Here is a 10353-nt window from a genome sequence, read left to right on the forward strand (position 1 = left end):
AATGAGCCTTATTACGATGCCCTTTGGTTTAACAGAACCATTATTTGTACCAGAATATTGGATGCCACCTTCCTTATTCCATTTAGCGGAAAGAACAGGTTTTGATATTGAGAGCCTTATCTTCTCTTTTGCCATTGGCGGAATAGGGACGGTATTGTATAATCTGATATTCAAAAAAGGCTATATAGATATGCCTCATACCGAACGGAGCCACCAAAGACATAAGCTACATATTTATATACTTTTTGTTCCAGCCATTGTATTCGTCATATTTAGTCTTTTCACCACGCTTAACCACATCTATTGTGGCATCATTGCAATGTTTTTTGGTGGTTTGGCAACATTGTACTGTCGCCCAGATTTAAAAGGAAAGATATGGGTTGGAGGAATCTTGTTTACCATACTGTACTTCATTTATTTCGGAAGCATCCTTCCGTTTTATCCGCAATATGTGGAGCTGTACTGGAATCTGGACAACCTGACCCATATTCTTGTTTTGGGAATCCCAATTGAAGAGTTACTGTTCGCTTTCACCTTTGGTATGTATTGGTCTGGATTATATGAACACTTGTATTGGAGAAAACTTATAAAATCGAAAGAAATGTCAACCAACTAAAACATTCAAATTATGAAAATATATTGGCCATAGATGGTTCAGATTTCAGTAAAGTAGCCATTCACGAACTTATAAAAATGACCCTATCCTCAAATAGTGAAATTCATATTATAAATGTTTATGAAGTTCCGAAAACAACCGGCCTGGGATTGCATACTATGGGCGGCAGGATAGGAAATTACATAGAAGAAATTAGAAGTAACGCTCAAAAATTGGGAAACAAAATCGTTTCAGAAGCTTTCGATAAAATCAAGGCCGAAAACAAGGCACTTTCCATAACCACAAGTGTTGTTAGTGGCCTGCCCAAAAGTACTATTTATGAAAAAGCAGAAGATTGGGGTGCAGATTTAATCGTAGTAGGCTCTCAGGGTCACGGTGCACTTTCACGCTTAGTATTGGGCTCTGTATCCCAATATTTGACCACAAATGCCAAATGTTCAGTACTCATTGCAAGAGATAGAAATAAAAAATGAAAGAAAAGCAAACACATAGCATTCCGTTGGAATCCACCTGTAAGATAACAGATGAAATCTGTCTTCCAGATACTAAATTACCTCGTGTGGTTATCGTTGGTGGAGGATTTGCAGGTTTGGCATTGGTTGAAAAACTGAAACACAAAGAAGTTCAAGTGGTTTTACTCGATAAAAATAACTTCCATCAATTTCAACCTTTATTATATCAAGTGGCAACGAGTGCGTTGGAACCTGATAGCATAGTATTTCCATTCAGAAAACAAATCAATGGCTATAAAAATGTTTTCTTTCGTTTGGCAGAAGTTGTGGAAATTCAACCTGATTCAAATACTATATTGACCAATAAGGGAAGTGTTTCTTATGACTATTTAGTGTTGGCTACTGGCACGACCACCAATTTCTTTGGGATGGATTCTGTAGCCGAAAATAGTTTGGGGATGAAGGATATTCGCGATTCCCTCAACATCCGTCATATGATGTTGCAAAATTTGGAACAGGCAGCTATTACTTGTGATAATAAAGAACGCGACGCACTGACAAATTTTGTAATAGTAGGTGGTGGTCCAGCAGGCGTAGAAATGGCAGGAGCTTTGGCAGAGTTTTGCAAATACATCCTTCCCAAAGATTACCCAGAGTACCCTTCTTCCATTATGAATATTTATTTAATAGAAGCCATTGATGAGTTGTTAAGCACAATGTCTGATAAGGCATCATCGAAAACCCTCAAATATTTAGAGGATTTAAATGTAAAGGTATTATTAAATGAAGCTGTAAGCAATTATGATGGAAAGGAAGTCACTACCATAAGTGGTAAGACCATTTTGGCTAAAAACCTTATCTGGACGGCTGGCGTAAAAGGACAATTCCCAAATGGTATTGATGAAAAACACATAGTCAGGGGCAACCGGATTAAAACCGATGCTAATTTAAAAGTAGAAGGCTACGAAAACATTTTTGCCATAGGCGATATAGCTGCGCTTATTTCTGAAGAAAGACCCAAAGGGCATCCACAGGTGGCGCAGGCAGCAATTCAACAAGGAAAATATCTGGGTAATTCTATATTAAACCTCATAAATAATAAACCCACACAACCTTTCGAATATAAAGACAAAGGCTCCTTGGCCACTGTAGGAAAACGCAAGGCAGTTGCCGATTTGGGCAAATTTAAATTTGCAGGCTATTTCGCCTGGTTGCTGTGGTCCGTTGTTCACTTGATGTCCATAAGTGGATTTAGAAATAGATTGATGGTTGGTTTTAATTGGGCGGTTAGCTATTTCACTTATGAAAAGAGCAACCGCTTGATTATTAGAAATTTTAAGCCAAAATCATTAATCGATAATACAGAAGAATAACTAATTAAAACAAAATTTATATGAAAGAAATAGCAGTTATAGGATACGGAGTCATAGGAAAAAGGGTGGCCGATGCCATCAATCTACAGGACGATATGAAGCTTTCGGGCGTGTGTGATATCATAAGCGATTGGCGCATTCAAAATGCCGTGAGAAAAAAGTACGATATCTACGCAGCAACTCAAGAAGCAGAAGACAGAATGAAATCCGAAGGTATTTCAGTAAAAGGCGATATGCACGACCTGTTGAAAAAATCAGATCTCGTTGTGGACTGTACGCCTAAAAAGATTGCGGCTCAAAATGTAGCAATTTATAAAGAGCAAAACATCAAATTTATTCTACACGGAGGCGAAAAACACGAAACAACAGGCCATTCCTTTAGTGCAGAAAATAATTACAAATCAGCTCTAAACTTGAATGCGACAAGAGTAGTTTCGTGTAATACTACGTCTATTTTAAGAACCTTGACCGCTTTAAAAAGAGCCGATTTATTGGATTATGCCAGAGGTACACTTTTAAGAAGAGCTACAGACCCTTGGGAAAGTCATTTGGGTGGTATTATGAATACGATGGTTCCCGAAAAAGATATCCCAAGCCATCAAGGTCCGGATGCTAAAAGTGTTGACCCAGAACTGGATGTCATCACCGCAGCAGTAAAAGTACCGCAAACCTTAAGCCATCTGCACTATTGGAATGTGAAATTGAAAAAACAGGCGACAAAGGAAGAAGTACTAAATGCATTTAAAACATCAAGCCGTATTAAATTAATTCGATATGACCAAGGCTTGGTCTCTAACAACACCATTAAGGAAATGTTTCTGGATATGGGAAGACCTTGGGGAGATATGTATGAAGTGGCTCTTTGGGAAGATATGCTGAAAGTACAGGGAGACGAACTTTTTTATGCTTATGTAGTCGATAACCAAGCTATTGTTATACCAGAAACCATAGATGCTATTAGAGCACTTACCGGAATTGAAACAAATGGTACAAAATCCATAGTCAAAACAAATGAAAGTTTAGGAATCTATTAAATACTATCAAAATGAAAACAGACAAGAATATAGTAGAACTTTTAGGAGAAAAAGCATCTTTCTATTTGGAACACATTTGTGAAAAAATAACTAAAGATGAGTTGCAGACCCCAAGCAAGAATAGTATAGATAAGGTGTTTGGAAATAGCAACAGAAATCCACAGGTACTTCGTAGCCTTTCCCAGTTATACAATCACGGAAATTTGGCAGGAACTGGTTATTTAAGTATCCTCCCTGTCGACCAAGGCATTGAGCATAGCGCAGCATATTCATTCTACAAAAACCCAGATTATTTTGACCCTGAGAACATTATAAAACTCGCCCTTGAGGCAGGTTGTAATGGTGTGGCGTCCACGTTTGGGGTTTTGGGTTTGAACGCCCGAAAATATGCCCATAAAATCCCTTTTATCGTTAAGATTAACCATAATGAGTTACTCACCTATCCTAATAAATATGACCAAACGCTCTTTGGTAAGGTAAAAACCGCTTGGGATATGGGAGCAATTGCCGTAGGAGCTACGATTTATTTTGGTTCAGCGGAAAGTAACCGACAACTCAAAGAAATAGCTGAGGCTTTTGAAGAAGCTCACAATCTGGGTATGGCTACCATTTTATGGTGCTATACACGAAATGAAGCTTTTAAAACCGAAAAAGAAGATTACCACGCAGCTGCCGATGTTACTGGGCAGGCCAATCATTTGGGCGTAACTATTCAAGCGGATATCATTAAACAAAAATTACCAACCAATAATTTCGGGTTTAAAGAAATAGGATTTGGAAAATATGATGATGAAATGTATAAAACGTTGACGACAGACCATCCCATAGACCTTTGTCGATTACAAGTTGCCAATTGTTATATGGGAAAAATAGGACTTATAAATTCAGGAGGCGGTTCCAAAGGAGAATCTGATTTGGTTGAGGCGATAACAACTGCCGTCATCAATAAAAGAGCCGGAGGTTCAGGGCTGATAATGGGAAGAAAAGCCTTTCAAAAACCATTCACTGAAGGGATTGAGCTCTTAAGATTTGTACAAGACGTCTATTTGGACCAAAAAATAAGTATTGCTTAATTAAAAAAAGAATGTTCGATACGGAAATAAAATCTCTTAAATCGTTTAACCACTACCTCATAAAATTGGTAGAAAATCGTCTATGGCTTAAAGTAATCTTTGCCTTGTTTTTGGGTGTTGGCTTTGGCTTGCTTTTAAGTCCTCAAAATGGATGGATTTCTAAAGAAACAGCAGACATTGCAGGAAACTGGTTGGCATTGCCTGGTGTACTTTTTTTAAAATTGGTCCAAATGATTATGATTCCGTTGATTGTGGCTTCTATCATCACAGGAATAGCCAGTAATGACAAGGATAGTCTAAAAAAATTAGGCGGTGGTGTTTTACTGTATTTTTTGGGTACAACAATAGTTTCGGTTAGCATTGGTACTATACTATCCCAAATTTTTAGACCAGGTCGCTTTCTTCATCAACAATCACTAAAAGAACATAATGAAATTACGGCAGTTTCAACTGATGAACCCGAGCTTTCCTTCGGAATTGAAACTATCCCAGAAGCCATCTCAAACCTGCTTCCTGAAAATCCATTGGCAACTATGGTAAGTGGTGAAATGTTAAGTATTGTGATTTTCACAATCATTATTGGTGTAGCTGTGCTATCTCTTGAAAATGATTTACTGCGCCCAGTAAAGCTGCTTCTAAGTGCCATTCAGGAAGTCTGTATGACGGTGGTAAAATGGTCTATGTTATTAGTCCCTATTGCTGTTTTCGGACTTATTGCACAGCTTACCTCTAGTGTTGGTTTGAGTTCTCTATCTGGCCTCACCTACTATGTGGGTGTCGTCTTGCTCGGTCTGTTATTCTTAGTAATTTTCTATTTAGGGCTAATTGTGCTTCTTGGAAAAGCAAACCCTATGCATTTCTTAAAAAAAATAAGGGACGTTCAATTATTGGCTTTTTCAACCACAAGCTCTGCCGCTGTGATGCCACTTTCTCTTCAAACAGCCGAAGAAAAACTAAAGGTGGACAAGACCATTAGCAATTTTATCATTCCCATTGGCGCAACCGTCAATATGGATGGTACTGCACTCTATCAAACGATAACAACCCTTTTTATAGCCAAGCCTATGGACTGGAAATGAGTTTGCTCAATATTATTGTGGTCATTGTAACCATCGTTGCTGCTTCAATCGGCACACCTGCCATTCCCGGAGGTGGTGTGGTGATACTCGCTTCTGTTTTGTGAAGTGTCGGTATTCCAGCCGAAGGCATCATCATTATCATTGGTGTAGAAAGATTGTTGGGAATGTTCAGGACTGCTGTAAACGTAATGGGTGACCTTACAGCTTGTATGGTTTTTAATAGGTTGTATGGTATAAAAAATACTGAAATTCTTAAAAAAGAAGCTTTATAACTATGGATAGTACTATAAAACATATAGGTGTATTTACCTCTGGAGGTGATAGTCCAGGGATGAATGCAGCCTTGTACGCCATTACAAAAACGGCTGAAGTAAATGGTATAAACGTAAGCGGCTTTCGAAAAGGATATGAAGGATTGATAGACGGTGACTTGGTTCAATTAAAATCACACGAATTACAAAAACTGACCCAAAAGGGTGGCACTATCCTTAAGACAGCCCGAAGCAAACGTTTTCTCGAACTGGAAGGTCGAAAAAAAGCCTTGCAAACTCTAAATGTAAACAAAATAGACGCTTTAATTGCCATTGGTGGTGATGGTACATTTAAAGGATTACTTGCTTTTTCAGAGATATGCGATATCCCATTCATAGGGATTCCCGGAACTATTGATAACGATATTTCGGGTACGGATTACACCCTTGGTTTTGATTCCGCAGTTAACACAGCCATTGAAAATATTGATAAAATAAGGGATACTGCCGAATCCCATAACCGTGTGTTCATTGTTGAAGTAATGGGAAGGGATTCGGGTTACATCGGTATTCATTCTGGATTGATGGTTGGTGCGGACGCCATATTAATTCCGGAGAGCGGTACGGACTTTATTAACCTTTTGGGTAAGGTGAAAAATTACGATAGCGAGGATGCTTTTCTAATCGTAGTTTCTGAAGGTGACGAAATTGGTGCCGAACTTGTTTCTTCAAAAATAAAGGAAGTCAATCCCAATGTCGATTTACGCATAACAAAGCTTGGCCACATACAGCGAGGTGGAAATCCTTCTGCTTTGGATAGAATGTTGGGCATAAGGCTTGGGGTGGAAGCCGTAAAATCGCTTTTACAAAGTAAAAAGAATGTAATGATCGGGATTTTAAACAATCAATTGCACTTAACCCCTTTTAATGAGGTGGTCAAGCAACATCAGGTCAATAAAGAATTGCACGAACTTTTAGAACTATTTGGAACATAAATTATGAAAACAACAATATACAGCACACATAAATTCGATAAGCCTTCCATTGAAAACGCTAATAAAGGAAAACATCAATTGAATTTTCTGGAATTTAGGCTAACAAAGGAAACCGCCTTATTGGCAGAAGGTTCAAAGGCCATAGCACTTTTCTCAAATGACGATGCCTCTTCGGAAGTTTTGGATATTTTACACAAACTAGGCATAAAATTTATCGCATTACGTTCGGCAGGTTTCAATCACGTCGATTTAGAAAAAGCAGCTGAATTGAATATAAAAGTGGCCCGTGTCCCAGCCTATTCACCTTATGCCATTGCAGAACATACAATGGCTTTGATACTTGCATTAAACCGAAGACTGATTAAAGCCCACAATAGAGTGCGCGAACAAAACTTTTCATTAAACGGTCTCACTGGTTTTGACCTAAATGGGAAAACCGTTGGCGTGATTGGAACAGGAAAAATAGGGTCTGTACTCGTAAAAATACTTCACGGATTCGGCTGCAATATTCTTGCCCAGGATATAGAAGAAAGCAAAGACCTAATTGATAAATATGGCGTAATCTATTCAGATTGTGCGACGCTCTGTAAGCACGCAGATATAATAAGCCTGCACGTGCCATTAAAAGCTTCAACAAAACATTTAATAAATAAAGAGCATATAGCACTAATGAAATCTGGAGTAATGCTCATCAATACAAGTCGTGGTGGGTTGGTGGACACCAAGGCAGTTATCGAAGGATTGAAAACTAAAAAAATAGGGTATTTAGGACTGGATGTTTATGAGGAAGAAGAAGGATTGTTCTTTGAAGACCATTCCGATGACATTTTGCAAGACGATGTGATTGCACGCTTAATGACTTTCAACAATGTACTAATTACAAGCCATCAAGCTTTTTTAACCAAAACCGCATTGACCAATATTGCAGAAACAACCATATATAATCTGGATTGTTTTGAAAAACAAAAACCTTCTGGAAATGAAATTAGCATTAATTAATAGTTAAAAACAAATATTATGAAAAACATACTCGTACCAACAGACTTTTCAAAAAATTGCAATAAAGCAGAAGAACTCGGAATTGAAATGGCAAAGCTTTACAATTCCGAAATCCATTTTTTCCATTTGATGAAAACCCCTGTTGATTGGGTAAAACTGGATAAACAAAAAGAAAAAAGGTATCCCGAAACTTTAAAGGAAATTGGAGTCGTTAAATCAAAATTGCGGGAACTGGAAAAAAAGGCTGAGCACGAAGGTCTTAAATGTCGAACTTTTCTTCAATTTGATTCGGGACAGAAAGATATTTTAGAACATTCTGGTCATTTCCATCACGATTTTATAGTTACGGGAAGTAGTGGCACCCGAGGCGGTATACGTGAGTTAATGGGAAGCAACGTAGAAAAAATTGTTAGGAAAGCTGATGTACCGGTTGTTGTAGTCAAGGATGAAGAAGTATCCTTTCCTTTTAAGGATATCGTTTTTGTTTCAGATTTTCTTCAAGATGTAAGCGATGCATTTAAGCAGGTTATTTCGATTGCTGAAAAATGCGGTGCACATATCCATTTATTGAGGGTCAATACTCAGACCGATTTTAACAGTATAGAACAAGGGTTGAACCCCATCAATGAGTTCCTGAAAAAATTCCCGGATTTGGATAACTTCTCAATGAACGTATATAACGAACCTGACGTAGAAACAGGGATAAACAATTTTTTACGATATAAAAATGCCGATTTAATCGCAATGTGTACTCACGGACGTACAGGCTTTTTAAGCTTATTCTCTAAAAGCATCGCAGAGGGTGTAACCAATCACTCCGAATTACCAGTAATGACTATTAAAATGTAACAATGAATAAATCAGTCTTAATAAAAAAATACTCTGGTGAGTACGAAGCCTTTGATGTAAACAAACTCATCAACTCCCTGCGGCGTTCACGGGCAGATGAGGATATTATTCAGGATATAGCCCGGAAGGTGCAAGAGCAGATTGAAGAAGGAATGACAACCAAAAAAATCTATCAAATGGCATTTAAAATGCTAAAAGGTAAGTCGAGAGTAAGTGCTTCAAAATACAAACTCAAAAAAGCCCTGATGGAATTAGGCCCTTCTGGCTTCCCATTTGAAAAGTTAGTAGGCAAACTATTGGCACACGAAGGATTTTCAACACAGGTTGGTGTCATAGTTCAAGGCAATTGCGTTCAGCACGAAGTGGATGTGATAGCGCAAAAAGGAAATAAACATTATATGATTGAATGTAAATACCATAGTGACCAAGGCAGGTTTTGCAATGTAAAAATCCCATTATATATCCATTCACGGTTTTTGGACGTGGAAAAGCAATGGAAACACCAAAAAGGTCACGAGGCTAAACTTCATAAAGGCGGGGTTTACACCAATACGCGTTTCACAACCGATGCCATTCAGTACGGGAAATGTGTTGGAATGCTTATGACCAGTTGGGATTATCCAAAAGGAAATGGTCTCAAGGACAGAATAGATAAATCGGGGCTACATCCCTTAACCGCTTTAACAACACTTACCAAAGCTGAAAAAACAAAATTATTGGATCAAGGCATCATACTCTGCAAGGAGCTACACGAAAATCCAGACTTTTTGGAACAAATGGGTATCAGTAAGCTAAGGCAAAATAAGATACTCGAAGATTCAAGAGAATTATGTAGATCCCATTAATTCAAATAATGAATAATTACTAATTTTTAAAAATAATACAAATGAAAACTGAAGAATTGCAAAAACAGGGCAACATAGATTTAGAACCATTTTACCAGGCATTGGAAGATGACTCAAAACTACTTGAAGAAGCCCTTGAGATATTATTGGAAATGGTACACTTTGAACCTAAATCCATAAAGAAATTGGCTCTTTTTATTAAAGAGGATTCTCGTAATCTATATAAAGAAATAGTGGAATTGAGCAAATCTAACCAAGGTAAAGGAAACACATCTTCCTGCTGTGGTGGACACTAAAAAAATACTATAAAGATGAAAACCAATAAAATAAATATTCACTTTTTAGGTGCAGCAGGCACAGTAACCGGTTCAAAATATTTAGTGGACACAGGAGATAGAAAGATACTGATAGACTGCGGTCTTTTTCAGGGATTGAAGGAATTACGCCTTAAAAACTGGGAGTATCCACCCGTTAATGTTGCTGATATTGACGCTGTTTTGCTTACCCACGGCCATATGGACCATACAGGATATTTGCCGAGATTGGTAAAGCAAGGTTTCAAAGGGCCCATTTACGGCACCAATCCCACCTTGGACATCGCAAAAATCATATTGAATGATAGTGCAAAAATTCAGGAACAAGAAGCAGAACGTGCCAATAAAGAAGGCTATTCCAAACATAATCCTGCTGAACCATTGTACGACCTAAAGGATGTAGAAAAAACTATCCCTCATTTTAAGGGTATTCCGCAATCCCAATGGATTCCATTGTTTGATGGTATCAGGGC

Annotated in this window: 11 protein-coding genes and 1 pseudogene; all 12 read left to right on the forward strand. The window is 38.0% G+C overall.

The annotated features are described in order from the left end of the window. The first annotated feature begins 1 nt into the window (after position 1). On the forward strand, positions 2-616 hold the full coding sequence (locus HUJ21_RS20295; RefSeq protein ID WP_228122685.1) for a lycopene cyclase domain-containing protein: 615 nt from the start codon (positions 2-4) through the stop codon (positions 614-616). Then, the gene (locus HUJ21_RS20300; RefSeq protein WP_291372379.1) at positions 574-1089 is read left to right on the forward strand and encodes a universal stress protein; all 516 of its coding nucleotides are present in this window, start codon (positions 574-576) and stop codon (positions 1087-1089) included. Before HUJ21_RS20295 ends, HUJ21_RS20300 begins: the two co-directional genes overlap by 43 nt. After that, entirely contained in the window at positions 1086-2441 is a 1356-nt protein-coding gene (locus tag HUJ21_RS20305; RefSeq protein ID WP_291372381.1) for an NAD(P)/FAD-dependent oxidoreductase, read from the forward strand. Before HUJ21_RS20300 ends, HUJ21_RS20305 begins: the two co-directional genes overlap by 4 nt. Positions 2442-2461: 20 nt before the next feature. Continuing rightward, positions 2462-3475: a type II glyceraldehyde-3-phosphate dehydrogenase gene (locus tag HUJ21_RS20310; RefSeq protein ID WP_291372383.1), complete on the forward strand. Its 1014-nt coding sequence runs from the start codon at positions 2462-2464 to the stop codon at positions 3473-3475. Between the two features lie 11 nt (positions 3476-3486). After that, the gene (locus HUJ21_RS20315; RefSeq protein ID WP_015266937.1) at positions 3487-4548 is read left to right on the forward strand and encodes a class I fructose-bisphosphate aldolase; all 1062 of its coding nucleotides are present in this window, start codon (positions 3487-3489) and stop codon (positions 4546-4548) included. A gap of 11 nt (positions 4549-4559) precedes the next feature. Continuing rightward, positions 4560-5899, forward strand: a pseudogene (locus tag HUJ21_RS20320) (dicarboxylate/amino acid:cation symporter). Between the two features lie 2 nt (positions 5900-5901). Further along, complete coding sequence (locus tag HUJ21_RS20325; RefSeq protein WP_085767724.1) at positions 5902-6873, forward strand: ATP-dependent 6-phosphofructokinase; 972 nt, start codon at positions 5902-5904, stop codon at positions 6871-6873. A 3-nt stretch (positions 6874-6876) separates the two neighbouring features. Continuing rightward, positions 6877-7872, forward strand: a complete 996-nt coding sequence (locus HUJ21_RS20330; protein ID WP_291372387.1) for a 2-hydroxyacid dehydrogenase — start codon at positions 6877-6879, stop codon at positions 7870-7872. Positions 7873-7890: 18 nt separating this feature from the next. Continuing rightward, entirely contained in the window at positions 7891-8721 is an 831-nt protein-coding gene (locus tag HUJ21_RS20335) for a universal stress protein (protein ID WP_291372388.1), read from the forward strand. A gap of 2 nt (positions 8722-8723) precedes the next feature. Beyond that, on the forward strand, positions 8724-9566 hold the full coding sequence (locus HUJ21_RS20340) for a restriction endonuclease (protein WP_291372389.1): 843 nt from the start codon (positions 8724-8726) through the stop codon (positions 9564-9566). Positions 9567-9607: 41 nt separating this feature from the next. After that, complete coding sequence (locus tag HUJ21_RS20345; RefSeq protein WP_291372391.1) at positions 9608-9862, forward strand: hypothetical protein; 255 nt, start codon at positions 9608-9610, stop codon at positions 9860-9862. 15 nt (positions 9863-9877) lie between these two features. Further along, a partial coding sequence (locus HUJ21_RS20350) for an MBL fold metallo-hydrolase (protein WP_291372393.1) occupies positions 9878-10353 on the forward strand: 476 nt, incomplete at its 3' end.

It is taken from the genome of Cyclobacterium sp. (assembly GCF_014762705.1).
Taxonomy (GTDB): domain Bacteria; phylum Bacteroidota; class Bacteroidia; order Cytophagales; family Cyclobacteriaceae; genus Cyclobacterium.

Excerpts from the sequence above, each read along its gene's own strand:
- HUJ21_RS20340 (WP_291372389.1), top strand. The coding sequence starts at position 8,724 with ATGAATAAATCAGTCTTAATAAAAAAATACTCTGGTGAGTACGAAGCC.
- HUJ21_RS20295 (WP_228122685.1), top strand. The coding sequence starts at position 2 with ATGAGCCTTATTACGATGCCCTTTGGTTTAACAGAACCATTATTTGTA.
- HUJ21_RS20315 (WP_015266937.1), top strand. The coding sequence starts at position 3,487 with ATGAAAACAGACAAGAATATAGTAGAACTTTTAGGAGAAAAAGCATCT.
- HUJ21_RS20325 (WP_085767724.1), top strand. The coding sequence starts at position 5,902 with ATGGATAGTACTATAAAACATATAGGTGTATTTACCTCTGGAGGTGAT.
- HUJ21_RS20335 (WP_291372388.1), top strand. The coding sequence starts at position 7,891 with ATGAAAAACATACTCGTACCAACAGACTTTTCAAAAAATTGCAATAAA.
- HUJ21_RS20305 (WP_291372381.1), top strand. The coding sequence starts at position 1,086 with ATGAAAGAAAAGCAAACACATAGCATTCCGTTGGAATCCACCTGTAAG.
- HUJ21_RS20345 (WP_291372391.1), top strand. The coding sequence starts at position 9,608 with ATGAAAACTGAAGAATTGCAAAAACAGGGCAACATAGATTTAGAACCA.
- HUJ21_RS20330 (WP_291372387.1), top strand. The coding sequence starts at position 6,877 with ATGAAAACAACAATATACAGCACACATAAATTCGATAAGCCTTCCATT.
- HUJ21_RS20310 (WP_291372383.1), top strand. The coding sequence starts at position 2,462 with ATGAAAGAAATAGCAGTTATAGGATACGGAGTCATAGGAAAAAGGGTG.